The following is a 23,124-nucleotide window of genomic DNA, read 5'->3' on the forward strand; positions in this document are numbered from 1 at the left end:
TAACGGAGATCCGTCTGCGGCTCGGGCGTTCCCGCTGCCCCGACGGGGCGAACGGCGGTAGGCTCGCCAGGGTCAACCGTCCCCCTGTCGAGGATTCCCGTCGATGTCGTCGCCCGCCCTGCTGCCGCTCTGCCTCCTCCTGCTCGGTCTTGCCGCCCCGGTGCTTGCCGAAGAGGCGCCTACTCCTTCGCCGGAAACGCCTGCGGCGCCGGCAGCCGTGGCCCCCGCGCTGGAGCGCAGCCAGGAGCAGCAGCAGGCGCTGATGCGGCAACTGCCCGCCGAGCAGCAGAAGACCCTGCAGGCCGGCGACGAATCCTTTCTCGCTCTCCTAATGCCTGCCGCCCAGGCCAAGGCCGCCGGAACGGTGGTGCTGGTGCCGGGCGATGGCGAATCGGCCGACTGGCCCAATGTGGTGGCGCCCGTGCGCCAGCAGCTGCCCACCTTCGGCTGGCAGACCATCAGCCTGAGCCTGCCCGATCCCTATGACCCCGTGGTGGCGATTGAGCGGGACACCGCGCCGGCGGACACCGACGCCCAGGCCAACAGCGAGCAGGCGGCACCGCCAGTGACCGGCGGCAGCGGTACGGCGCCCGCCGCCCCGACCCAGGCCGAAGCCGGCAGCGGCGAACCGGCCCAGGCGGCGGTCGCACCGGTGGATCCCGAAGCCGCGGCCAATGTCCAGGCTACCCGGGTACTGGCGCGCATCGCCGCCGGCATCGACCTGGCGCTGCAACAGGGCGCCAGCCCCATCGTACTGGTCGGTCACGGCACCGGCGCCTACTGGGCGGCGCGCTATCTGGCGGAAAAGGAACCGGCCGAGGTCAGGCAACTGGTGCTAATTGACGGTCGCGAGCCCCAGGGGCTGCCACCGCGGCTGGACGCTACCATGGGCAAGACCGACTTGCAGATCGCCGACCTGGTGCACGCCCCCGGAGCGGCCGCCCAACGGCGCAAGGAGCGCGCGGCGCAAAAGGCCAACAAGGGCTATCGGCAGATCGATCTGCCGGTGATTCCCGGCGACCGGGCCGCCGAGCAGGAACAGACCGTCCGCCGCCTGCGCGCCTGGCTGGATCGGCTGCCACCGGCCGCTAGCGGAAGCCCCGCCGCTTCTTGATCACCTGGTAGGCGGCATGCAGCTCGGCGGTGCGCTGGGCAGCGGCATAGACCGCCGACTGGCCAGCCCCGGCGCCGGCCTTCTTGTCGGGGTGATGGCGCGAGAGCAGCCGCCGATAGGTCTGCTTGACCGTGGCGGCATCGGCGTCATCGGTGACGCCAAGCAACTGCAGCGCCTTGCGATACTTTTCTTCGTTGCTGGGCTGGCGTGGCGCCGTCTGCACCGGCGGCTGCAGGGCCAGTACCTGGGCTTCGGCCAGGCCCATCGCCTGGCCCCAGCCGAGGATCTCGTCGCGATCGCCGGGGCGCACGCTGCCGCTGATCCAGACCATGCGCCAGCAGGCGCGCAGGATGCCTTCGCTGCGCTCGCTGAGGCGCTGCAGATCGGCCGTCGACGGCAGGGTGCCGCCCTTGCCCTGCTCGAAAGCGGCGATGGCCTTCTTGCGGTCGTCGGCGCCCAGCCCCAGACGCTCGATCTCGCCTTCGGCCTGGCGGATGTGGGCGGTCAGCACCCGTCCGCCGCGCTTGGCCAGCCGGCCGAGCATCTGGAATTGCGCCTGGTGCTCGAAGCGCCCGGGACGCCCCTGCCAGCGCGCCTTCCAGCCCGCCAGGGAGGTCAGCCCCAGTTGCCGCTCGCCGGCATGGGCGAGCAGCGCCACCAGCAGCGCACCGGGAATGCTGGCCACCGCCCAGCCGGCCAGGAAACCCAGCAGCGTCAGCGGCCAGAACCAGATCTTCAAGAAGCCGCCTCGAACAGCCGCTCCGCTTCCGCCAGCCGCTCCAGGGTGCCAACGTCCACCCAGCGACCGTCCAGTCGCTGGCCCGAGACCTGCCCGGCGGCAATGGCCGGCCGCAGCACGTCCACCAGCTTGAAGGCCCCGGCCGTGCAACCGGCGAACAGTTGCGGATGAAGCACAGCGATGCCGCTGTAGGTGAGCTTTTCCGGGGCGTCCAGGGTGATCCGCCCGTCCACCAGGCCGAAGTCGCCGCTCGGGTGATGCAGCGGATTGTCGACCAGCACCAGGTGCGCCAGGCAACCGGCCGGCAGGGCCAGGCTGCCAAAGGCGAAGTCGGTACGGATGTCGCCGTTGACCAGCACGAAGGGCGCGCTGCCCAGCAGCGGCAGCGCGCGAAAGATGCCGCCCCCGGTTTCCAGCGGCTCACCCTCGGGGGAGAAGCGGATGGCGACCCCCAGCGGACTGCCATCGCCCAGGGCGGCTTCCAGCTGGGCGCCCAGCCAGGCGTGATTGATCACCAGCTCGGTGATGCCCGCCGCCGCCAGGGCCCGGATGTGGTGCTCGATCAGCGGTCGGCCGTTCACCTCGATCAGCGGCTTGGGCAGGCTCAGCGTCAGGGGTCGCATCCGCTCGCCCTTGCCCGCCGCCAGGATCATGGCCTTCATGCCTCGGCCCGCTCGGCATGCAGCTCGTCAAGCAAGGCGCCGAGGTCGGCCAGCTCGGGGCGGCGCGCCACCACGGTGCGGATGTAGGCGAGAAAGCGCGGGGTGTCGGCGACATAGCGCGGCTTGCCGTCGCGGTGCCAGATGCGGGCGAAGATGCCCATCACCTTGAGATGGCGCTGCACGCCCATCAGATCCGACGCCCGCTGGAAGTCGGCGAACTCGGCCTGCACCGGGATGCCGGCGGCGCGGGCCTGTTCCCAGTAGCCCAGCAGCCAGCGCTGCACCAATGGCTCCGGCCAGCTGAGGAAGGCATCCTTGAACAGGCTGGTGATGTCATAGGTCACCGGGCCGATGACCGCATCCTGGAAGTCCAATACGCCCGGATTGGGCGTGCTGAGCATCAGGTTGCGCGGCATGAAGTCCCGATGAACGAGCACCTGGAGTTGCGCCAGGGCGCTGTCGATCAGCACCTCGCAGATGGCCTGCCAGCGCTCGAGCTGGCTGGCGCTCAGGGTCGTGTCCAGTTCGCGACCCACGTACCACTCCGGAAACAGACTCAACTCGCGGGCGAGCAGAGCCCTGTCGTAGAGCGGCAGGCTGCCGTTCGTCGGCTGCTTGCCCTGAAACGCCAGCAGGGCGTCGATGGCCGCCTGGAAATAATCGTCGGCATTGGCCGCATTGATCACCTCCAGATAGGTCAGGGTGCCGAGGTCGCTCAGCAGCAGGAATCCCCGCTCCAGATCCTGGGCCAGGATGCGCGGCACATGGACCCCGGCCGCGGCCAGCAGCGCGGCCACCTGGACGAACGGACGGCAGTCCTCCTGCGGTGGCGGCGCATCCATCACGATCAGGCTGCGGCCCTCGCCCGTCCAGCGGAAATAACGGCGAAAGCTGGCATCGCTGCTGGCCGCGGTCAGGCTGCCCGCGGGCACCTCGCCCCAGGCCTGCTCCCGGAAAATTTCCGGTAGAACGGTGGTCAGCCAGTCTTCTATCTGGTTTAAGCGAACATCTTCAGTCATTTACAGCGGATCCCCCGGCCCTAGCCGATGCGCAGGTCATGTTTTATTATCCGCTATCTTTTTGAGCCCATCGAGAGGCCGCGGCCCCTTAATGGCCGGCGTGCAGGACGACTTTAAGGATGGCCGTGAAAACCCCCGCGTTTCGCAGAAAATTCCCCCTCTTGGTAACCGGCAGCCTGCTCGCCATGCAGCCCGTCACCGCCCTTATCGCCGCGCCCGCCGAGCAGTTCAGCTGCAGTGCCGGCGCCGGTGGTGGCTGGTCGTGCAACACCCAGGCACCGACCGCGGCCATCCCGCCCCGTCCGAGCAAGGGCGAGACCCAGGGCGTCGCCGCCGAGCCGGCTGCACGCAAGGGCGACGATGCCGTGCTGGTGACCGAGAGCAAGGGTCGTGCCCTCAAGTCCCGCAGCGCCGATTACAGTCACCTGGACTGGGTCCCGCGCGATCAGCTGACTCCGGCCCAGCTGGCCGAGACCGGCCCCTACTGCAGCGGCGCCTATGTCGAGCCGCAGCGCCCGGGCATGTACGACGACACCCCGACATCCAAGGCCCCGACCTACGTCTCGGCCAAGGCCTCGCGCTACGAGCAGGAGCAGCAGGTCGCCACCCTGGCCGGCGACGTGGTACTGCGGCAGGGCGGCATGCAGGTGGAATCCCAGGAAGCCAACCTGCACCAGCTGGAGAATCGCGGCGAGCTCAAGGGCAACGTCAAATTCCGCGACAATGGCCTGTTGATGGTCGGCGACAAGGCCGATCTGCAGCTGGACAACGGCCAGGTTCAGGTCGACAACGCCGAATTCGTCATGCACCAGAGCCGTGCTCGCGGCAGCGCGCTCTATGCCAAGCGTGGCGACGACGCCATCATCCGCCTCAAGGATGGCACCTACACCACCTGCGAACCGGGCAGCAACGCCTGGCAGGTCAAGGGCAACACCGTGACCCTGAACCCGGCCACCGGCCTGGGTTATGCGACCAACGCGACGCTGCGGGTCAAGGACATTCCGGTCCTCTATACGCCTTTCATCTACTTCCCGATCGACGACCGTCGGCAGTCCGGTTTCCTGGCGCCCTCGATCAGCACCTCCAGCGACACCGGCTTCGCGATCACCACGCCCTACTACTTCAACCTGGCGCCCAACTACGACGCCACCCTCTATCCGCGCTACATGGCCAAGCATGGCCTGCAGACCGAGGGTGACTTCCGCTACCTGACCCGCAGCAGCGAAGGCGAGGTCTACGGTTCCTACCTCAAGGACACCGATCCGGAGCACGAGGGCGAACCGGAAGCCACCGACAACCGCTGGCTGTACGGCTGGAAGAACCGCAGCGGCCTAGACTCGCGCCTGATGGCCGAGGTCGACTACACCCGCATCAGCGATCCCTACTACTTCCAGGACCTGGACACCGACCTCGGCATCAACAAGCCGACCTACGTCAACCAGCAGGGCCGCCTGACCTACCGTGGCGACACCTTTGTCGCCGGCCTCAACGCCCAGGCCTACCAGCTGGCCACGGTCTCCGACGTGACGCCCTACAACCGCCTGCCGCAGCTGACCCTGACCGGCGCCCTGCCCTACAACCCAGGCGGTCTGGACTTCACCTACGACACCGAGGCGGTGCGCTTCACCCGCAGCTTCGACGACAACACCTACTTCGACCTGGACGACAACGGCAATCGCACCAACGTGCGCAACCGCCCGGACGTCAACCTCTTCGGCCTGACCCGCGCGGAAGGCAATCGCTACCACGTCGAGCCGGGCATCGCCCGCCCGATGACCGCGTCCTGGGGCTTCCTGACGCCGTCGGTGCGCTATGCCTACACGCGCTACGATCTGGATCTGGACAGCACCGGTCAGAACGACCTGAATTCGCCGCTGGTCGGCGGTGGTCGTCGCGCCTCGGCCGGCTCCAGCGTGACCAGCTTCAATGACAGCCCGACCCGTTCGGTACCGATCTTCAGCCTGGACAGCGGTCTCTACTTCGACCGCACCTCGAATCTGTTCGGCGAAGGCGGCAAGCAGACCCTGGAACCCCGCGCCAAGTACCTCTACGTGCCAAACCGCGACCAGGACGATCTCCCGGTGTTCGATACCGGCGAATACACCTTCAGCTACAGCTCGCTGTGGCGCGACAACCGCTTCACCGGTCGCGACCGCATCGGCGACGCCAACCAGCTGGCCCTGGGTGCCACCAGCCGCTTCATCGAGCCCAACGGCTTCGAGCGTGCCAACGTCAGCTTCGGCCAGCTGTTCTACTTCCGCGACCGGGAAGTGCAACTGCCCGGCCTGACCAAGGATGACCTGGCCTACGCCCGCAGCCTGGGTCAGAACATCGACAATCCCCAGGCCACCACCTCCCGCTCGCCCTATGCCCTGGCCGGCATGTATCGCTTCAACCGCGACTGGCGCGTGAACGGTGAATTCAACTGGGATCCGACCCTGCACCAAACCGACTCCGGCAGCGTCATGTTCCACTACCAGCCGGAAGCCGAGCCGGGCAAGATCCTCAACGTCGGCTATCGCTATCGTGACAACGTCCGGGTATTCGATCCGAACTTCGGCCGCTTCACCTACAACAGCGACGACTACAAGGTCGACCAGCACGACATCTCCTTCATCTGGCCGATCGTGCCCCAGTGGTCCGCCATCGCCCGCTGGCAGTTCGACTACAACAAGAGCCGTACCCTGGAAGCCTTCGGTGGCTTCGAGTACGACAACTGCTGCTGGAAGCTGCGCCTGATCAGCCGCTACTGGCTCAAGAGCGAAGACGACGTCTTCTACACCGCCCAGAGCTCCGAAGCCGATCGCGGGATCTTCCTGCAGATCGTGCTCAAGGGACTCGGCAACGTCTTCGGCGGCAAGACCGAAGGCTTCCTGGACAGAGGCATTCAAGGCTATCGTGAACGTGAAGACCAAGCTATGTAACGCCCTGCGCCCGCTCGCCCTGGGCGCGGCGCTCGCCCTCACCCCCCTGGTTCAGGCTGCCGTGGTACCGCTGGACAAGGTCGTGGCCATCGTCGACAACGACGTGGTCATGCAAAGCCAGCTCGATCAGCGACTCAACGAGGTCAAGCAGAACATCACCCGCCGCGGCGCCGCGGCACCGCCGGAAAGCGAATTGCGCCAGCAGGTGCTCGAGCGGCTGATCCTGGAAGACATCCAGATGCAGCTGGCCGGCCGCATGGGCGTGAAGATCTCCGACGAGGAACTCAATCAGGCCGTCGCCACCATTGCCCAGCGCAATGGCCTGAGCGTGGCCGAATTCCGCCAGGCCCTGGCCCGCGACGGTCTCTCCTACGATGCCGCGCGCGAGCAGGTCCGGCGCGAGATGATGATCAGCCGGGTGCGCCAGCGTCAGGTCGGTCAGCGCGTGCAGGTCACCCAGCAGGAAGTGCAGAACTTCCTCGCCTCGGACCTGGGCAAGCTGCAGCTGTCCGAGGAATACCGGCTGGCCAACATCCTGATCCCGGTGGCCGACAACGCCGGCAATGCCGGTCTCGACGCCGCCGCGCGCCAGGCCCAGGACACCTACAACCAGCTGCGTCAGGGCGCCGACTTCAACCAGCTGGCCATCGCCCGCTCGGCCGGGGACAACGCCCTCGACGGTGGCGAGATCGGCTGGCGCAAGGCTGCCCAGCTGCCCCCGCCCTTCGACCGCCTGATCGGCAGCGTCGGCGTCGGCGGCATCACCCAGCCCGTGCGCGTACCCGGCGGCTTCGTGATCCTCAAGGTGGAAGAGAAGCGCGGTGGCGAGGCCAGCATCGTCGACGAGGTGCACGTCCGGCACATCCTGCTCAAGCCCAATGCCGTGCGTAGCGATGCCGAGACCCAGCGCCTGGCCGCGCGCCTGCGCGAGCGCATCCAGAACGGCGAGAGCTTCGCGACCCTGGCCAAGAGCTTCTCGGAAGATCCGGGCTCCGCGCTCAATGGCGGCGACCTGGGCTGGATCAATCCGGAATCCCTGGTGCCGGAATTCCGCGAGGTCATGAACAATTCGCCGGTCAACCAGCTGTCGCAGCCGTTCCGCACCGCCTTCGGCTGGCACATTCTGGAAGTCCTGGGTCGTCGGGCCACCGACAACACCCAGCAGGCCCGCGAGCAGCAGGCGTTGAATCTCCTGCGTAGCCGCAAGTACGACCAGGAGCTGCAGACCTGGCTGCGGCAGATCCGCGACGAAGCCTACGTCGAGATCAAGCAGTAACCCCGAGGCCGCAGGCACCCCCCTGCGGCCTTCTTGTTTCCGGAGCCCGCCATGGCCCTGCGCTTCGCCCTGACCCCCGGTGAGCCCGCCGGTATCGGTCCCGACCTCTGCCTGCTGCTGGCCCGCGTGGCTCAGCCCCACGCCCTGATCGCCATCGCCAGCCGCGACCTCCTGGCCGCCCGCGCGCTCGAACTGGGACTCGCCATCGAGCTCATCACGGTCGCCCCCGCGGCCTGGCCCGACCGCCCGGCACCCGCCGGTGCCCTCTATGTCTGGGACACCCCGCTGGGTGCGCCGGTGGTGACCGGCCAGCTCGACACCGCCAACGCCGCCTATGTCCTGGACACCCTGACGCGCGCCGGCCAGGGCTGCCTCGACGGCACCTTCGCCGGCATGATCACCGCGCCGGTGCACAAGGGCGTGATCAACGACGGGGGCGTGGCCTTTTCCGGCCATACCGAATTCCTCGCCGAACTGACCCACACCCCGCAGGTGGTGATGCTGCTGGCGACCGCCGGCCTGAGAGTGGCCCTGGTCACCACCCATCTGCCGCTGCGCGAGGTGGCCGATGCCATCGACCGCCAGACGCTGCTGGACGTGACCCGCATCCTGCATGGCGATCTGCAGCGCTATTTCGGCGTGGCCCGCCCACGCATCCTGGTCTGCGGTCTCAATCCCCATGCCGGCGAAGGCGGTCATCTGGGCCGGGAAGAAATCGAGATCATCGAGCCGGCGCTGGACAGCCTGCGCGCCGAAGGCCTCGACCTCGTCGGGCCGCTGCCTGCCGACACCCTCTTCACCCCCAAGCACCTGGAGCACTGCGATGCCGTCCTGGCCATGTATCACGATCAGGGCCTGCCGGTGCTCAAGCACAAGGGATTCGGCGCCGCGGTCAACGTGACCCTGGGCCTGCCGATCATCCGCACCTCGGTCGACCATGGCACCGCCCTCGACCTGGCCGGCAGCGGACGCATCGATACCGGCAGTCTGAAGGTGGCCCTGGAGACCGCCTACAGCATGGCGGCCCATCGCCGTTCGGTGACCTGAACGCTCCGGTGACGGTCAAGGGTCTGCTAAACTGGTGGGTCTTTGCCGTCTTGAAATCGCAGGCCCGCTGCCTGCGCCGGAGCACCTGATGACCGAGCTCTACCAACACCGCGCCCGCAAGAGGTTCGGCCAGAACTTCCTGCACGACGCCGGGGTGATCCATCGCATCCTCCGCGCCATCCACGGACGGCCCGGCGAGCGCCTGCTGGAAATCGGCCCGGGCCAGGGCGCCCTGACCAAGGGCCTACTCGGCAGCGGTGCCCGGCTCGACGTCATCGAGCTGGACCAGGACCTGATTCCCCTGCTCCGACTCAAGTTCGGCCTCAATCCGCTGTTCACCCTGCACCAGGGTGACGCCATGAAATACGACCTCTCCAGCATCGCCGCCGGCGATCGACTGCGGGTGGTGGGCAACCTGCCCTACAACATCTCCACGCCGCTGATCTTCCACCTGCTCAGCTTCGCCGACATCATCGCCGACATGCACTTCATGCTGCAGAAGGAAGTGGTGGAACGCTTGGCCGCGGTACCGGGCAATGGCGACTGGGGTCGGTTGTCGATCATGGTGCAGTACCACTGCCGCGTGGAGCACCTGTTCAACGTCGGCCCGGGCGCCTTCAATCCGCCGCCCAAGGTGGATTCGGCCATCGTGCGCCTGGTGCCCCATACCGAGCGGCCCCACGTGGCCCGCGATCCGGTCCTGCTGGAGCGCGTCGTCCGCGAGGCCTTCGGCCAGCGCCGCAAGACCCTCAGGAACACCCTCAAGGGCACCCTGGACAGCGCCGCCATCGAGGCCGCCGACGTCGATCCAGGGCTGCGCCCCGAGCAGCTGGACCTGGCCGCCTACGTGCGTTTGGCCAACCAGCTGGCGTCCAGCTGAAGCCTTTCCACCCGCCTCCGCAGAGAATTCTCCCGTGACCGAGCCCGATCCGCGCTATCTCATCACCGTGCAGGTCACCACCCGCTACCTGCCCGAGCAATCCAGTGCCAGCCAGGAGCGCTACGCCTTCGCCTACGACGTGAGCATCCGCAACGACGGCCAGCTGCCGGCGCAGCTGCTCAGTCGCCACTGGATCATCACCGATGGCAATGGCGAGGCGCAGGAAGTGCGCGGACCGGGCGTGGTGGGCGAGCAGCCGCTGATCGCCCCGGGCGAAACCCACAGCTACTCCAGCGGCACCCTGATGCCGACCCAGGTCGGCAGCATGAGGGGCAGCTACCAGATGGTCGCCAGCGATGGCCATCTCTTCGAAGCCGCCATCCCCACCTTCCGCCTGGCCGTACCCGGCTCGCTGCACTAATGTGGTGTTTCAGAAGTTATCTACACAATTTTGGCGGCGCTTTTTCGCCCTGGGCGGCGTTGCTACTCCTCGCCATAGCCCTGCTATGACTCGTCGCAGCGCCTGGCCCAGACCAAAAAATCACTCGCCGAAGCTTGCGCGAACTTCTAAAACCCCACACTAGGAGTCCCGATGACGCTGTACGCCGTTGGCGATCTGCAAGGTTGCCTCGACCCGCTCAAATGCCTCCTCGACGAGGTCCGTTTCGATCCCGCGCGGGACCGCCTCTGGCTGGTAGGGGATCTGGTCAATCGCGGCCCGCAATCTCTGGAAACCCTGAGATACCTGTACGCGATGCGCGATTCGCTGGTCAGCGTCCTGGGCAACCACGACCTGCACCTGCTGGCCGTGGCCTTGGGCGGCGCCAAGCTGAAGAAGCAGGACACCCTGAGCGATATCCTCGCCGCCCCCGATCGCGACGAATTGCTGCATTGGCTGCGCCACCTGCCGCTGATCCAGCACGATGCCGAGCGCAATTGCGTGCTGGTCCATGCCGGTCTGCCGCCGCAGTGGACTCTGGCCCAGGCCATCAGCCTGGCCGGCGAAGTGGCAGCCGTGTTGCGCGATGACCAGGCCCATGTGCCCTTTCTCGAGCAGATGTATGGCAACGAGCCGGCGCTCTGGCAAGATGATCTCCAAGGCCAGGAACGCCTGCGCCTGATCACCAACTACCTGACGCGCATGAGATTCTGCAGCCCCGAAGGTCGGCTGGAATTCAAAAGCAAGGAAGGCCTGGACAGCGCACCGGCCGGCTTCGCCCCCTGGTTCAGCCATGAGCACCGGCTGACCCGCGACGTGCGCATCCTGTTCGGCCACTGGGCCGCGCTCAAGGGTCGCTGCGCGGCGCCCAATGTCGAGGCCCTCGACAGCGGCTGCGTCTGGGGCGGCGACATGACCCTGCTCGACGTCGACGGCAACCGCCGTCATCTCTGCAGTTGCAAGGAGAAGAAATGAGCGAATTCACCTGTATCTCCCCCGAGCGGGCCCTGGAGCTGCGCAGCCAGGGCGCCCAGATCGTCGACATCCGCGATCCGCACAGCTACGCCGCCCTGCACGTCGCCGGGGCGCAACGACTCGACAACCAGAACATCCACGACTTCATCGCCGCCGCCGATCTGGACGCGCCGCTGCTGGTGTTCTGCTACCACGGCCACTCCAGCCAGAGCGCGGCCGCCTTCCTCGCCGGCCAGGGCTTCAGCCAGGTCTACAGCGTCGACGGCGGCTTCGAAAACTGGCGCACCCGCTATCCCGACGAGACCGCCAGCGGTCAGGCCTGAGCGTGCCTCTAGCACAGCCGATTGACGCTGTCGTTACAAGAATAAACCGAATTGGCTCTTCCACATCTCGCAGATAGGACTATTCTGGAATCAGGCCCTCCGGAAACGGCGGGCTCGATAACCGGCTTTGGACCATCGGTGTAACCACTGGAGATTCGGGGGAATTCCAGGGGGACCGTTTCCATCGGTCTCCTTCGTGCGTCTCTCGAAACCCAACCCTATTCTGCAGGCGTGTAAGGATCGATTAGGCAAGACGACCGCTAAGGTATTAGAGACGTTATCTTTAGTCGCCCGGCATGACCGCTCCCCACCGGCAGCAAGGCAAGGCTCCAGGCATCGATTCCAAGCTGGTCCAGGGTATCCAGCGAGGAGACGTCATGAGCATTTTCAGTCACTTCCAGGGGCGTTTTGAAGCGACTCGCCAGGAAGAGTATTCCCTTCAGGAATACCTTGAGATCTGCAAGAAGGATCGTACCGCCTTTGCCAGTGCCGCCGAGCGCATGCTCATGGCCATCGGCGAACCCGAACTGGTGGACACCACCAGTGATTCACGCCTGTCGCGCATCTTTTCCAACAAGGTCATCCGCCGCTATCCGGCCTTTGCCGACTTCCATGGCATGGAAGACTGCATCGAGCAGATCGTGTCCTACTTCCGCCATGCGGCGCAGGGGTTGGAAGAGAAGAAGCAGATCCTCTATCTGCTCGGCCCGGTGGGCGGCGGCAAGTCGTCCCTCGCGGAGAAACTCAAGCACCTGATCGAGAAGATCCCCTTCTACGCCATCAAGGGCTCGCCGGTATTCGAATCGCCCCTCGGGCTGTTCAATCCCGACGAAGACGGCCAGATCCTCGAAGAGGACTACGGCATCCCCCGCCACTACCTGCGCAGCATCATGTCGCCCTGGGCGGCCAAGCGCCTGCAGGAATTCGGCGGGGACATCAGCAAGTTCCGGGTGGTCAAGCTCTATCCTTCCATCCTCAACCAGATCGCCATCGCCAAGACCGAACCGGGCGACGAGAACAACCAGGACATCTCCGCCCTGGTGGGCAAGGTGGACATCCGCAAGCTGGAGGAATACCCGCAGAACGATGCGGACGCCTACAGCTATTCCGGCGCCCTGTGCCGGGCCAACCAGGGCCTGATGGAATTCGTGGAGATGTTCAAGGCCCCGATCAAGGTCCTGCACCCCCTGCTGACCGCGACCCAGGAAGGCAACTACAACAGCACCGAAGGCCTCGGCGCCCTGCCCTACAGCGGCATCATCCTGGCCCACTCCAACGAATCCGAGTGGCACACCTTCCGCAACAACAAGAACAACGAGGCCTTCATCGACCGGATCTACATCGTCAAGGTGCCCTACTGCCTGCGCGTCTCCGACGAGATCCACATCTACGACAAGCTCTTGGTCAACAGCTCCCTGGCCAGCGCCCATTGCGCGCCGGATACCCTGAAGATGCTGGCCCAGTTCTCGGTGCTCTCGCGGCTCAAGGAACCGGAAAACTCCAACATCTATTCGAAGATGCGCGTCTACGACGGCGAGAATCTCAAGGACACCGATCCCAAGGCCAAGTCGATCCAGGAATACCGTGACAGCGCCGGCGTCGACGAGGGCATGAACGGCCTCTCGACCCGCTTCGCCTTCAAGATCCTCTCGCGGGTGTTCAACTTCGACGCCAACGAGATCGCGGCCAACCCGGTGCACCTGCTCTATGTGCTGGAGCAGCAGATCGAAGCCGAGCAATTCCCGGCCGAGACCCGCGAACGCTACATGAGATTCATCAAGGAATACCTGGCGCCGCGCTACGTGGAATTCATCGGCAAGGAGATCCAGACCGCCTACCTCGAGTCCTACAGCGAATACGGCCAGAACATCTTCGACCGCTATGTGCTCTATGCCGACTTCTGGATCCAGGATCAGGAATACCGCGACCCGGAAACCGGCGAGATCCTCAATCGCGCCTCCCTCAACGAGGAACTGGAAAAGATCGAGAAACCGGCCGGCATCAGCAATCCGAAGGATTTCCGCAACGAGATCGTCAACTTCGTGTTGCGCGCCCGTGCCAACAATAACGGCAAGAATCCGAGTTGGCTGTCCTACGAGAAGCTGCGCGCGGTGATCGAGAAGAAGATGTTCTCCAACACCGAGGAGCTCTTGCCGGTCATCAGCTTCAATGCCAAGGCCAGCAAGGAAGACCAGCAGAAGCACAGCGACTTCGTCACCCGCATGGTCCAGCGCGGGTACACCGAGAAGCAGGTGCGACTGCTGTCCGAGTGGTATTCACGGGTACGCAAGTCGCAGTAAGGCAGCCTGAGGCTGAACCCGCGACGACGCGCCTGCCGCGTCGTCGTGGCGTCCTGCAATAGCCCGGAGGGCCTGTATGAGTTATGTCATCGACCGGCGTCTAAACGGCAAGAACAAGAGCACGGTGAACCGCACGCGTTTTCTGCGGCGTTATCGTGAGCACATCAAGAAGGCGGTCGAGGAAGCCGTGAGTCGGCGCTCCATCACCGACATGGAGCACGGCGAGCAGATCAGCATTCCTGCCCGCGACATCGACGAACCCGCGCTGTACCAGGGCAAGGGTGGACGCCAGACCATCGTCCACCCGGGCAACAAGGAATTCGTCAGCGGCGAACGCATCCCGCGCCCCCAGGGCGGCGGCGGTGGTCAGGGCCAAGGCAAGGCCAGCAACAGCGGCGAAGGCATGGACGAATTCGCCTTCCAGATCACCCAGGACGAATTCCTCGACTTCATGTTCGAGGATCTGGAGCTGCCCAACCTGGTCAAGAAGCAGCTGACCGGCACCGACACCTTCAAGACGGTCCGCGCCGGCATCAGCAACGAGGGCAACCCCGCCCGCATCAACATCATCCGCACCCTGCGTGCCTCCCATGCCCGGCGCATCGCCCTCTCCGGGGGCAGCCGCAACAAGTTGCGCGAAGCCAAGGCCGAACTGGCACGGCTGCGGGTGGAAGAGCCCGACAACCTCGGCGACATCCAGGCGCTGGAGGCCGAGATCGAGCGGTTGCGCGCACGTATCGACAAGGTGCCCTTCCTCGACACCTTCGACCTCAAGTACAACCTGCTGTCCAAGCAGCCCAGCCCCAGCTCCAAGGCGGTGATGTTCTGCCTGATGGACGTCTCCGGCTCCATGACCCAGGCCACCAAGGACATCGCCAAGCGCTTCTACATCCTGCTCTACCTCTTTCTCAAGCGGAACTACGAGCGCATCGAGGTGGTGTTCATTCGCCACCACACCAGCGCCAAGGAAGTGGACGAGGAAGAGTTCTTCTACTCCCGCGAAACCGGCGGCACCATCGTCTCCAGCGCCCTCAAGCTGATGCAGGAAGTCATGGCCGCGCGCTATCCGGTCAACGAATGGAATCTCTATGCCGCCCAGGCCTCCGACGGCGACAACTGGAACGACGACTCGCCCATCTGCCGGGAGATCCTGACCAAGCAGATCCTGCCGTTCATGCAGTACTACACCTATGTGGAAATCACCCCGCGCGAGCACCAGGCGCTGTGGTACGAATACGAGAACGTCCGGGGCAGCTTCCCGGATTCCTTCTCGCAGCAGCAGATCGTCTCGGCGGGGGATATCTATCCCGTGTTCCGCGAACTGTTCCAGCGGAGACTCGTGTCATGAAACGTGAGCCCATCTCCACCGGCTCGGAATGGACCTTCGAGCTGATCCAGACCTATGACCGGGAGATCGCCCGGATCGCCAAGCGCTATGCGCTGGACACCTACCCCAACCAGATCGAGGTGATCACCGCCGAGCAGATGATGGACGCCTACGCTTCCGTCGGGATGCCCATCGGCTACAACCATTGGTCCTACGGCAAGCACTTCCTCCATACCGAGAAGCACTACAGCCGGGGCCAGATGGGGCTGGCCTACGAGATCGTGATCAACTCCGACCCCTGCATCGCCTACCTCATGGAAGAGAACACCATGACCATGCAGGCGTTGGTGATCGCCCATGCCTGCTATGGCCACAACAGCTTCTTCAAGGGCAACTACCTGTTCCGTACCTGGACCGATGCCAGCTCCATCATCGACTACCTGGTGTTCGCCAAGCAGTACATCACCCAGTGCGAGGAACGCCATGGCATCGATGCCGTGGAAGAACTGCTGGACTCCTGCCATGCGCTGATGAACTACGGGGTGGACCGCTACAAGCGGCCCTATCCCATCTCCGCCGCCGAGGAACGCCAGCGGCAGAAGGAGCGCGAAGAGCAGCTGCAGCGCCAGGTCAACGACCTCTGGCGGACCATTCCCAAGATGGCTGGCAAGGAAGCCCACGACGAGGGTGCGCGCTTCCCCAGCGAACCCCAGGAAAACATCCTCTATTTCGTGGAAAAGCACGCGCCGCTGCTGGAGCCCTGGCAGCGCGAGGTGATCCGCATCGTGCGCAAGATCGCCCAGTACTTCTATCCCCAGCGCCAGACCCAGGTGATGAACGAGGGCTGGGCCACCTTCTGGCACTACACCCTGCTCAACGATCTCTACGACGAGGGTCTGGTCACCGAAGGCTTCATGTTCGAGTTCCTGCAATCCCACGCCGGGGTCATCTACCAGCCGGGCTTCGACAGCCCCTACTACAGCGGCATCAATCCCTACACCCTGGGCTTCGCCATGTTCCGCGACATCCGCCGCATCTGCGAGGCCCCCACGGAAGAAGACCGCCGCTGGTTCCCCGAGATCGCCGGCAGCGACTGGCTAGCCACCGTCACCTTCGCCATGAAGAGCTTCAAGGACGAGAGCTTCATCCTGCAGTACCTCTCGCCCAAGGTGATCCGCGACCTCAAGCTGTTCAGCATCCTCGATGACGATCAGCGCGACGAACTGGAAGTGGCGGCCATCCACGACGACAGCGGTTATCGGCTGATCCGCGAGCAACTCGCCGCCCAGTACAACCTGGGCAATCGCGAGCCCAATGTGCAGATCTGGAATGTCGATCGGCGTGGTGATCGTTCGCTCACCCTTCGCCACTTCCAGCATGACCGCAAGCCGCTGGGCAACTCCACGGACGAGGTGCTCAAGCACCTGCACCGACTCTGGGGCTTCGATATCCGCCTGGAAAGCATGAGGGGCGAAGAGGTGGCCCAGAGCTTCCAGGTTCCGCCTCGCCATGAGAGCCGCGATCACGACCGGCGGCTGGATCTGGCTTCGCCGATCTGAGCCGAGCCGGTCTTTCGGGCTATCCTAGACCTCCGCAAGGAGGTCTTTTTCTATGCAAATCTACAAGGTGGGCGGTGCCGTACGGGATCGCCTGCTCGGTCGCCCGGTAACGGAGGTCGACTGGGTCGTGGTGGGTGCCACCGCCGAAGCCCTCGCTGCCCAGGGCTATCGCCCGGTGGGCGCCGACTTCCCGGTGTTCCTGCATCCCCAGACCGGCGAGGAATACGCCCTGGCCCGCACCGAACGCAAGAGCGGACGTGGCTACGGCGGCTTCACCTTTCACGCCGCGCCCGATGTCACCCTGGAGCAGGATCTGATCCGCCGTGACCTGACCGTCAACGCCATGGCCGAAGACGACGACGGCCAGGTCATAGATCCCTACGGCGGGCGCGCCGATCTCCAGGCGCGCCTGTTGCGCCACGTCTCTCCCGCCTTCGCCGAAGACCCGCTGCGCGTGTTGCGGGTCGCCCGCTTCGCCGCCCGCTATTGCAGCCTGGGTTTCCAGGTAGCGCCCGAGACGCTGCTGCTGATGCAGGACATGGTCGCCAGTGGCGAGCTGGATGCCCTGACCGCCGAGCGACTGTGGAAGGAAATCTCCCGCGCCCTGCTCGAAGAGCGACCCGATGTCTTCGTTCGGGTGCTGCACGACTGCGGCGCCCTGGCCGCGCTGCTGCCGGAGGTGGCTGCCAGCTTCGCCGGCGAGCAGCCCGAGCCAGGTGCCCGGGTCTATGCGATCCTGCGCCAGAGCGCCGAGGTCCAGGCCTCCCTGAACGTGCGCTGGGCCTGCCTGCTGCTGGACGTACCGGAAGAGCAGCACGCCGCCCTCAACGCCCGCTTCAAGGTACCGCGCGATCCCGCCGAGCTGGCTTTGCTGCTGGCGCGCCACTGGCCCACGGCGCTGCAGGCTCGACAGCTGACACCGGAGGCCTGGTTCGAGCTGCTGCAGGGCTTCGACGTGCTGCGCCGCCCGGCGCGCTTCGAGGAGTTCCTCCAGGCCTGCGCCTGCGCCGCAGCGGTGAGGCCCGCCGAGGGCGAGCCACCACTGGCCTTGCTGCGCGAGGCGGCCGAGGTATTGCGCGGAGTCGAGGTCCAGCCGCTGGTCGCCCAGGGCTTCAAGGGTGCCGCCCTGGGTGACGCTCTCAAGCGGGCCCGCATCGAGGCCCTGGCGCAGCTTTCGTAGGTTCGGTTGAGCGCGGCGCAGCTCCTCCCAATCGGCCTCACCCCAACCCTCTCCCCGAGGGAGAGAGGGTTGTCCGAGCTAAGCAAAGCCTGCGCTAGAGCCGTAGCGTGGAAAACGGCGCAGACTTTTCCACTGGGGGCGCTTCGCGAGGCGTACCCTCACCCCAGCCCTCTCCCAAAGGGAGAGGGGGAAGAGCTCCCGTAGGTTGGGTTGAGCGCAGCGAAGCCCAACGACCGCCGCGCTACCCCAGGTCAGCGCCGAGCAACGCCTTCGGGGTGAGATCAATCCCCTTCCAGCTAAAAGCCACCGGTCGCAGCACCTGGGTGGTCTGGCCACGCATCTCCTGCCACAGCTCGTCAAAGCGCCGACCGTTGTCCGGATGCTGTCGCTCACCGGCCAGCAGGGCCAGCGGCCAGAGCACGAAGGCATTGCGCAGGATCTCGGCGCGCGGCAGGGTCAGGCCGGCGAACTCGCCGGTCAGGTCGCCGTGCAGCAGGATGTCGATGTCCAGCGGCAGACCCTGGCGATCTGGCGCATAGCGCCCGCTGCGGGTTTCGATGGCCTTGAGTCTCTGACTCAGGGTGGCGGGTTCGAGGTCGGTGTCACCGGCGACGACGAGATTGAAGAAGGGTGCACTGCGGATGCCCACTGCCTCGCTTTCGAACACCGGCGAGCAGTGCAGATCGGTCAGCAGCTCGGCGAGTTCGTCCAGGGCCACGCCCAGGTGCCGCTCGCGCTGGATGTTGCTGCCCAGCCCCAGATAGACGCGGGTCACGCCTGCCCCCGCTCGATCTCCACGCCCACGCCACGAGCTGTCGGCACCGCGCCGGGCTTGGTGATGCGCAGGCGCAGCCAGGGTAGCTTGAATTCCGCCTGCAGCAGGGCGGCCAGGCGCTCGGCGAAGGTCTCGACCAATTCGAAGGCGGTCTCGTGGGCGAAGGCGGTGATGCGCTCGGCCACTGCCGCATAGTTCAGGGTGTGTTCGAGTTCGTCGTTCGCCGCCGCCGCGCGGATGTCCCAGCCCATGGTGAGATCGATGCGCAGGCACTGGCGGATGTCACGCTCCCAGTCGTATACCCCTATCACGGTGTCGACCTCGAGTCCCTCGATGAAAACCTTGTCCACTGCCTTTGCCTCGCACCTTTTTCGTGCTCTGTGTGATCGTCACCGCCGGCCTATCGTCGGGCGGCGGGCTGTCGGTAGAATCGAGCCTTCTCCTGGCGCGGAACCCTACCATGTTCTGGCTGCTGCTCCTGCTGGCCTATCTGCTGGGCTCGCTGTCCTTCGCCGTGCTGCTCAGTCGCCTGTTCGGCACCCGCGACCCGCGTCACGACGGCTCCGGCAATCCCGGCGCCAGCAACATGCTGCGCCTGGCCGGACGCAAGCTGGCCCTGCTGACCCTCGCCGGCGACCTGAGCAAGAGCCTGATCCCCGTACTGATCGCCCAGCAACTGGGGCTTGCGCCCCTGCAACAGGCCTGGATCGGGCTGGCCGCCGTGGTCGGCCATCTCTATCCGCTGTATTTCCACTTCCGCGGTGGCAAGGGCGTCGCCACGGCGGCCGGGCTGCTACTCGGCCTCTATCCGCCGGCGGCGCTGCTAGGGCTGGTGCTCTGGGCCGCGGTGTTCGCCAGCCTGAGGATCGCCTCCCTGGCGTCCCTGGTCGCGGTGCTCGGCATCCTGCCGCTGTTCGCCTGGCAACGTCCGGACCTGCTGGCGCCGATGCTGCTGCTCGCCCTGCTCATCCTGATCCGCCACCGCCACAACCTGCGCGCCCTGCGCCAGGGGACCGAGCGTCATTTTTGACCCTTGCGCCGTCCGGGGATTGCCCGCTGGCGCCCTCCGCCCGTCTCAGAGTGCCGCCAGCTGCTCCATGGGCCAGCGCGCCTTGACGGCGATGGCCGGACCTTCCTGCTGGCCGGCCAGCAGCCGCTGGCAACCGGCGTAGGCGATCATGGCGCCGTTGTCGGTGCAGAAGCGCGGCCGCGCATAGAAGACCTGGCCGCCCAGTTCGCCGAGCATCTGCTCCAGGTTCTCGCGCAGTGCGCGGTTGGCGCTGACGCCACCGGCGATCACCAGCGACTTGAGCCCGGTCTGCTTCAGCGCGCGCTTGCACTTGATCGCCAGGGTCTCGACCACCGCCGTCTGGAAGGCCAGGGCGATGTCGCAGCGGGTCTGCTCGCTGTCGTCACCGGCCGCCCGGCAGCGCTGCCAGGTGGTGAGGGTAAAGGTCTTGAGGCCGCTGAAGCTGAATTCCAGGCCGGGCCGATCGGTCATGGGCCGCGGAAAGACGAAACGCCCCACCACGCCGTGCTCGGCCAGGCGGGCGATCTCCGGTCCACCGGGATAGCTCAGGCCCAGCAGCTTGGCGGTCTTGTCGAAGGCTTCGCCGGCGGCATCGTCCAAGGACTCGCCCAGCACGCTGTAGCGGCCGATGCCATCGACCTGCACCAGCTGGGTGTGGCCACCGGAGACCAGCAGGGCGACGAAGGGAAATTGCGGCGGCTGCTCTTCGAGCATGGGCGCCAGCAGATGACCTTCCATGTGGTGGACGCCCAGGGCCGGCACGCCCCAGGCCAGCGCCAGCGCCTGGGCACAGGCCGCGCCCACCAGCAGGGCGCCGACCAGGCCGGGGCCGGCGGTGTAGGCGATGGCGTCCACGTCCGCGGGGCGGCTGCCCGCCGCGTCCAGCACTTCGCGGATCAGCGGCAGCATGCGCTTGACGTGATCGCGCGAGGCCAGCTCCGGCACCACGCCACCGTAGACGCGATGCAGATCGATCTGGCTGAACAGCGCATCGGCCAGCAGGCCGCGCTCGCTGTCGTAGAGGGCGACGCCGGTTTCATCGCAGGACGTTTCCAGTCCCAGAACACGCATGGAGATAAGCCTTCGAGGGTATAGAATGTCAGGCTGCGCATGATAAGCGCCGCTTCCAGCACCGGCCAGCGCTTTTCGTCCGCCGGGGCTTGGCAGCGGGGCAGTTGAAGCGTTACTATCCGCAACCCTTAAAAACCGACGCTTCCCGTGCCCTTTTGCCGCTAGCGTTGGATTAAACCTCGGTAAATTTGAAGGTACGACCTGGATGCCCAACGTCAAAGTCAAAGAAAACGAACCCTTCGACGTAGCGCTGCGTCGTTTCAAGCGTTCCTGCGAGAAGGCCGGTGTACTGGCCGAAGTGCGTAGCCGCGAGTTCTACGAAAAGCCCACCGCCGAGCGCAAGCGTAAAGCTGCCGCCGCGGTCAAGCGCCACGCCAAGAAAGTACAGCGCGAGCAGCGCCGTCGCGAGCGTCTGTACTGAGTTACAGCGCTCCTCTGGCGTCATCAAACAACCCGACCTCTGGTCGGGTTGTCTGTTTCTGGCCTTCCCGCTTCGCCCTGGCGCTCTCTGGCGCTAGACTGCCCTCCTCGCTTCATCCTCCGCTCTTCGCCTTTCTATCCAGACGCTGACCATGGCCGGACTCATCCCGCAAGGCTTCATCGACGACCTGCTCAATCGCACCGACATCGTCGAGGTGGTGGGCGCGCGGGTGAAGCTCAAGAAGGCCGGCAAGAACTGGATGGCCTGCTGCCCCTTCCATAACGAGAAGACGCCCTCCTTCAGCGTCAGCCCGGACAAGCAGTTCTACTACTGCTTCGGCTGCGGCGCCGGCGGCAACGCCCTCGGCTTCATCATGGACCACGACAACCTCGAATTCCCCGAGGCGGTCGAGGAACTGGCCAAGAAGGCCGGCGTGGACGTGCCGCGCGAAGAGAGCGGCGGTCGACGCAAGCCGCGGCAACCCACGGATTCCCCGCTCTACCCGCTACTGGCCGCCGCCGCCGAATACTATCGCCTGGCGCTGCGCAATCACCCCAAGCGCCAGGCGGCGGTGGACTACCTGAAGAAGCGCGGCCTCACCGGCGAGATCGCCCGCGATTTCGGCCTGGGCTTCGCCCCGCCGGGCTGGGACAACCTGGGCAAGCACCTGGGCGGCGACGATCTGCAGCAGAAGGCCATGCTCGACGCCGGCCTGCTGGTGGAGAACGCCGAGAGCGGCAAGAGGTACGATCGCTTTCGCGACCGGGTGATCTTTCCGATCCGCGACAGCCGGGGCCGGGTCATCGCCTTTGGCGGCCGGGTGCTGGGCGACGACAAGCCCAAGTACCTCAACTCGCCGGAGACCCCGGTGTTCCACAAAGGCCAGGAACTCTACGGCCTGTTCGAGGCGCGCAAGCACAACCGCGACCTGGACGAGATCCTTGTCGTGGAAGGCTACATGGACGTCATCGCCCTGGCCCAGCAAGGCATCCGCAATGCCGTGGCCACCCTGGGCACCGCCACCAGCGAAGAGCACATCAAGCGGCTGTTCCGCATCGTGCCGAGCATTCTGTTCTGCTTCGACGGCGACCAGGCCGGCCGCAGCGCCGCCTGGCGCGCCCTGGAATCGGCCCTGCCGGTGCTCAAGGACGGCTTCCGGGTGCGCTTCCTGTTCCTGCCCGAGGGCGAGGACCCGGATACCCTGGTGCGCGCCGAGGGCGCCGACGCCTTCCAGGCGCGCTTCGTCCAGCAGGCTCAGCCGTTGGCCGAGTATTTCTTCCAGCAACTGATGATCGAAGCGGATCCGGCCACCCTGGAAGGCAAGGCGCACCTGGCCACCCTGGCGGCGCCGCTGATCGAGAAGATTCCCGGCAACAACCTGCGCCTGCTGATGCGCCAGCGCCTGAGCGAACTCACCGGCCTTGGCAACGACGCCCTGAGCCAGCTGGCACCGCCCGCTCCGCCGCAGGACGCCCCGCCCCCGGACTATGGCGACTACGCCTATGCCCATGCCGAGGAAGCCCCGGCGCAGCAGCAGTGGACGCCCCGCCGCGAAGGTAAGGGCGGGCGCGACGGCAAGGGCTGGAAAAAGGATTTCAACGGCAAGGGTGGCGGCGAGCGCCCTCCCCGTCAGCCACCGGTCAAGGTGGAGACCCCGGTGCTGGCCGCGCTGCGCAGCCTGCTGCACCACCCGACCCTGGCCCAGGCGGTGCAAGACGCCCGCAACCTGGCCGAGGAAAGCGATCAGTACGCCCAGTTGCTGGTCGCCCTGGTCGAGGCGCTGCAGAAGAAGCCCGGGCAGAGCACCCTGGCGCTCATCGCCCGCTGGCACGGCACCGAACAGGGTCGACTGCTGCGCGCTCTGGCGGAAAAAGAATGGCTGATTGCCGGGGACAACCTTGAACAACAGTTTTTCGACACCATAACGAGGTTAGCCGCCAGCCAGCGTGATCGCCTGCTGGAGCAACTCCTACGCAAGGCGCGACAGAGCGAACTGAGCTCCGAAGACAAGGACCGCCTACGCGAACTCCTCAGCCGTCCGGCGGGGTCCGTGACCTAACTGG

21 protein-coding genes are annotated in these 23,124 nt (G+C 65.8%); 15 read left to right on the forward strand and 6 right to left on the reverse strand.

Going from position 1 to position 23,124, the window contains the following annotated elements; genetic code table 11:
* Positions 1-103: 103 nt before the first annotated feature.
* Positions 104-1,114: a DUF3530 family protein gene (locus tag EC839_RS11810; protein ID WP_007159731.1), complete on the forward strand. Its 1,011-nt coding sequence runs from the start codon at positions 104-106 to the stop codon at positions 1,112-1,114.
* On the opposite strand, the gene EC839_RS11815 is transcribed toward EC839_RS11810, so the two are convergent.
* From EC839_RS11815 to EC839_RS11825, 3 genes are read right to left on the reverse strand one after another with little or no spacing between them, the layout of a single operon-like run.
* Positions 1,089-1,853, reverse strand: a complete 765-nt coding sequence (locus EC839_RS11815) for a DnaJ domain-containing protein (RefSeq protein WP_007159732.1) — start codon at positions 1,851-1,853, stop codon at positions 1,089-1,091. The genes EC839_RS11810 and EC839_RS11815 overlap by 26 nt on opposite strands.
* Entirely contained in the window at positions 1,850-2,515 is a 666-nt protein-coding gene (gene murU, locus EC839_RS11820; RefSeq protein WP_007159733.1) for an N-acetylmuramate alpha-1-phosphate uridylyltransferase MurU, read from the reverse strand. The genes EC839_RS11815 and murU overlap by 4 nt, the downstream gene beginning before the upstream one ends.
* Entirely contained in the window at positions 2,512-3,534 is a 1,023-nt protein-coding gene (locus EC839_RS11825; protein ID WP_132832559.1) for an aminoglycoside phosphotransferase family protein, read from the reverse strand. Before EC839_RS11825 ends, murU begins: the two co-directional genes overlap by 4 nt.
* 119 nt (positions 3,535-3,653) lie before the next feature.
* On the opposite strand from EC839_RS11825, the gene EC839_RS11830 reads away from it, so the two are divergent.
* From EC839_RS11830 to EC839_RS11880, 11 genes are all read left to right on the forward strand, one after another.
* Positions 3,654-6,458 carry an LPS-assembly protein LptD gene (locus tag EC839_RS11830; RefSeq protein WP_039975495.1) on the forward strand — a complete coding sequence of 935 codons (2,805 nt, stop codon included), beginning with the start codon at positions 3,654-3,656 and terminating at the stop codon, positions 6,456-6,458.
* Entirely contained in the window at positions 6,439-7,734 is a 1,296-nt protein-coding gene (locus EC839_RS11835) for a peptidylprolyl isomerase (protein WP_007159736.1), read from the forward strand. The genes EC839_RS11830 and EC839_RS11835 overlap by 20 nt, the downstream gene beginning before the upstream one ends.
* A 51-nt stretch (positions 7,735-7,785) precedes the next feature.
* Entirely contained in the window at positions 7,786-8,781 is a 996-nt protein-coding gene (gene pdxA, locus EC839_RS11840) for a 4-hydroxythreonine-4-phosphate dehydrogenase PdxA (RefSeq protein WP_007159737.1), read from the forward strand.
* Between the two features lie 88 nt (positions 8,782-8,869).
* Entirely contained in the window at positions 8,870-9,661 is a 792-nt protein-coding gene (rsmA, locus tag EC839_RS11845; protein ID WP_007159738.1) for a 16S rRNA (adenine(1518)-N(6)/adenine(1519)-N(6))-dimethyltransferase RsmA, read from the forward strand.
* A gap of 34 nt (positions 9,662-9,695) precedes the next feature.
* Complete coding sequence (gene apaG / locus EC839_RS11850; protein WP_007159739.1) at positions 9,696-10,082, forward strand: Co2+/Mg2+ efflux protein ApaG; 387 nt, start codon at positions 9,696-9,698, stop codon at positions 10,080-10,082.
* Positions 10,083-10,253: 171 nt separating this feature from the next.
* The gene (locus tag EC839_RS11855; RefSeq protein WP_007159740.1) at positions 10,254-11,075 is read left to right on the forward strand and encodes a symmetrical bis(5'-nucleosyl)-tetraphosphatase; all 822 of its coding nucleotides are present in this window, start codon (positions 10,254-10,256) and stop codon (positions 11,073-11,075) included.
* Complete coding sequence (gene glpE / locus EC839_RS11860; RefSeq protein WP_007159741.1) at positions 11,072-11,398, forward strand: thiosulfate sulfurtransferase GlpE; 327 nt, start codon at positions 11,072-11,074, stop codon at positions 11,396-11,398. The genes EC839_RS11855 and glpE overlap by 4 nt, the downstream gene beginning before the upstream one ends.
* Before the next feature lie 377 nt (positions 11,399-11,775).
* Positions 11,776-13,698 carry a PrkA family serine protein kinase gene (locus tag EC839_RS11865; protein ID WP_007159742.1) on the forward strand — a complete coding sequence of 641 codons (1,923 nt, stop codon included), beginning with the start codon at positions 11,776-11,778 and terminating at the stop codon, positions 13,696-13,698.
* A gap of 76 nt (positions 13,699-13,774) precedes the next feature.
* Positions 13,775-15,046 carry a YeaH/YhbH family protein gene (locus EC839_RS11870; protein WP_007159743.1) on the forward strand — a complete coding sequence of 424 codons (1,272 nt, stop codon included), beginning with the start codon at positions 13,775-13,777 and terminating at the stop codon, positions 15,044-15,046.
* A complete protein-coding gene (locus EC839_RS11875) occupies positions 15,043-16,584 on the forward strand; it encodes a SpoVR family protein (RefSeq protein ID WP_007159744.1) in 1,542 nt (513 codons plus the stop codon). The genes EC839_RS11870 and EC839_RS11875 overlap by 4 nt, the downstream gene beginning before the upstream one ends.
* Before the next feature lie 52 nt (positions 16,585-16,636).
* The gene (locus EC839_RS11880) at positions 16,637-17,764 is read left to right on the forward strand and encodes a multifunctional CCA addition/repair protein (RefSeq protein ID WP_007159745.1); all 1,128 of its coding nucleotides are present in this window, start codon (positions 16,637-16,639) and stop codon (positions 17,762-17,764) included.
* Between the two features lie 241 nt (positions 17,765-18,005).
* Here EC839_RS11880 and folK read toward each other — a convergent pair whose 3' ends face one another.
* Both folK and folB read right to left on the reverse strand, forming a co-directional pair.
* On the reverse strand, positions 18,006-18,539 hold the full coding sequence (folK, locus tag EC839_RS11885) for a 2-amino-4-hydroxy-6-hydroxymethyldihydropteridine diphosphokinase (protein WP_007159746.1): 534 nt from the start codon (positions 18,537-18,539) through the stop codon (positions 18,006-18,008).
* The gene (gene folB, locus EC839_RS11890) at positions 18,536-18,889 is read right to left on the reverse strand and encodes a dihydroneopterin aldolase (protein WP_007159747.1); all 354 of its coding nucleotides are present in this window, start codon (positions 18,887-18,889) and stop codon (positions 18,536-18,538) included. The genes folK and folB overlap by 4 nt, the downstream gene beginning before the upstream one ends.
* A gap of 110 nt (positions 18,890-18,999) precedes the next feature.
* Here folB and plsY point away from each other — a divergent pair, with 110 nt between their 5' ends.
* The gene (gene plsY, locus EC839_RS11895; RefSeq protein ID WP_007159748.1) at positions 19,000-19,569 is read left to right on the forward strand and encodes a glycerol-3-phosphate 1-O-acyltransferase PlsY; all 570 of its coding nucleotides are present in this window, start codon (positions 19,000-19,002) and stop codon (positions 19,567-19,569) included.
* A gap of 45 nt (positions 19,570-19,614) precedes the next feature.
* On the opposite strand, the gene tsaD is transcribed toward plsY, so the two are convergent.
* Positions 19,615-20,640 carry a tRNA (adenosine(37)-N6)-threonylcarbamoyltransferase complex transferase subunit TsaD gene (tsaD, locus tag EC839_RS11900; RefSeq protein WP_007159749.1) on the reverse strand — a complete coding sequence of 342 codons (1,026 nt, stop codon included), beginning with the start codon at positions 20,638-20,640 and terminating at the stop codon, positions 19,615-19,617.
* A 205-nt stretch (positions 20,641-20,845) separates the two neighbouring features.
* Here tsaD and rpsU point away from each other — a divergent pair, with 205 nt between their 5' ends.
* Together rpsU and dnaG are read left to right on the forward strand one after the other, a co-directional pair.
* Positions 20,846-21,061, forward strand: coding sequence for a 30S ribosomal protein S21 (gene rpsU, locus EC839_RS11905; protein WP_007159750.1), 216 nt, complete (start codon positions 20,846-20,848; stop codon positions 21,059-21,061).
* 151 nt (positions 21,062-21,212) lie between these two features.
* Positions 21,213-23,120 (forward strand): DNA primase, encoded by a 1,908-nt coding sequence (gene dnaG, locus EC839_RS11910; RefSeq protein WP_007159751.1) that lies wholly within the window; start codon positions 21,213-21,215, stop codon positions 23,118-23,120.
* Positions 23,121-23,124: the final 4 nt, after the last annotated feature.

Origin of the sequence: Pseudomonas sp. JUb52 (assembly GCF_004341115.1) — a bacterium.
GTDB lineage: Bacteria > Pseudomonadota > Gammaproteobacteria > Pseudomonadales > Pseudomonadaceae > Chryseomonas > Chryseomonas oryzihabitans.

What these genes read in the sequence shown, in the direction of transcription:
- EC839_RS11855 (WP_007159740.1), top strand. Translation starts at nt 10,254, where the DNA reads ATGACGCTGTACGCCGTTGGCGATCTGCAAGGTTGCCTCGACCCGCTC.
- EC839_RS11870 (WP_007159743.1), top strand. Translation starts at nt 13,775, where the DNA reads ATGAGTTATGTCATCGACCGGCGTCTAAACGGCAAGAACAAGAGCACG.
- EC839_RS11825 (WP_132832559.1), bottom strand. Translation starts at nt 3,534, where the DNA reads ATGACTGAAGATGTTCGCTTAAACCAGATAGAAGACTGGCTGACCACC.
- plsY (WP_007159748.1), top strand. Translation starts at nt 19,000, where the DNA reads ATGTTCTGGCTGCTGCTCCTGCTGGCCTATCTGCTGGGCTCGCTGTCC.
- glpE (WP_007159741.1), top strand. Translation starts at nt 11,072, where the DNA reads ATGAGCGAATTCACCTGTATCTCCCCCGAGCGGGCCCTGGAGCTGCGC.
- dnaG (WP_007159751.1), top strand. Translation starts at nt 21,213, where the DNA reads ATGGCCGGACTCATCCCGCAAGGCTTCATCGACGACCTGCTCAATCGC.
- pdxA (WP_007159737.1), top strand. Translation starts at nt 7,786, where the DNA reads ATGGCCCTGCGCTTCGCCCTGACCCCCGGTGAGCCCGCCGGTATCGGT.
- EC839_RS11865 (WP_007159742.1), top strand. Translation starts at nt 11,776, where the DNA reads ATGAGCATTTTCAGTCACTTCCAGGGGCGTTTTGAAGCGACTCGCCAG.
- murU (WP_007159733.1), bottom strand. Translation starts at nt 2,515, where the DNA reads ATGAAGGCCATGATCCTGGCGGCGGGCAAGGGCGAGCGGATGCGACCC.
- EC839_RS11880 (WP_007159745.1), top strand. Translation starts at nt 16,637, where the DNA reads ATGCAAATCTACAAGGTGGGCGGTGCCGTACGGGATCGCCTGCTCGGT.
- rpsU (WP_007159750.1), top strand. Translation starts at nt 20,846, where the DNA reads ATGCCCAACGTCAAAGTCAAAGAAAACGAACCCTTCGACGTAGCGCTG.
- tsaD (WP_007159749.1), bottom strand. Translation starts at nt 20,640, where the DNA reads ATGCGTGTTCTGGGACTGGAAACGTCCTGCGATGAAACCGGCGTCGCC.
- EC839_RS11830 (WP_039975495.1), top strand. Translation starts at nt 3,654, where the DNA reads ATGGCCGTGAAAACCCCCGCGTTTCGCAGAAAATTCCCCCTCTTGGTA.
- EC839_RS11875 (WP_007159744.1), top strand. Translation starts at nt 15,043, where the DNA reads ATGAAACGTGAGCCCATCTCCACCGGCTCGGAATGGACCTTCGAGCTG.
- rsmA (WP_007159738.1), top strand. Translation starts at nt 8,870, where the DNA reads ATGACCGAGCTCTACCAACACCGCGCCCGCAAGAGGTTCGGCCAGAAC.
- EC839_RS11810 (WP_007159731.1), top strand. Translation starts at nt 104, where the DNA reads ATGTCGTCGCCCGCCCTGCTGCCGCTCTGCCTCCTCCTGCTCGGTCTT.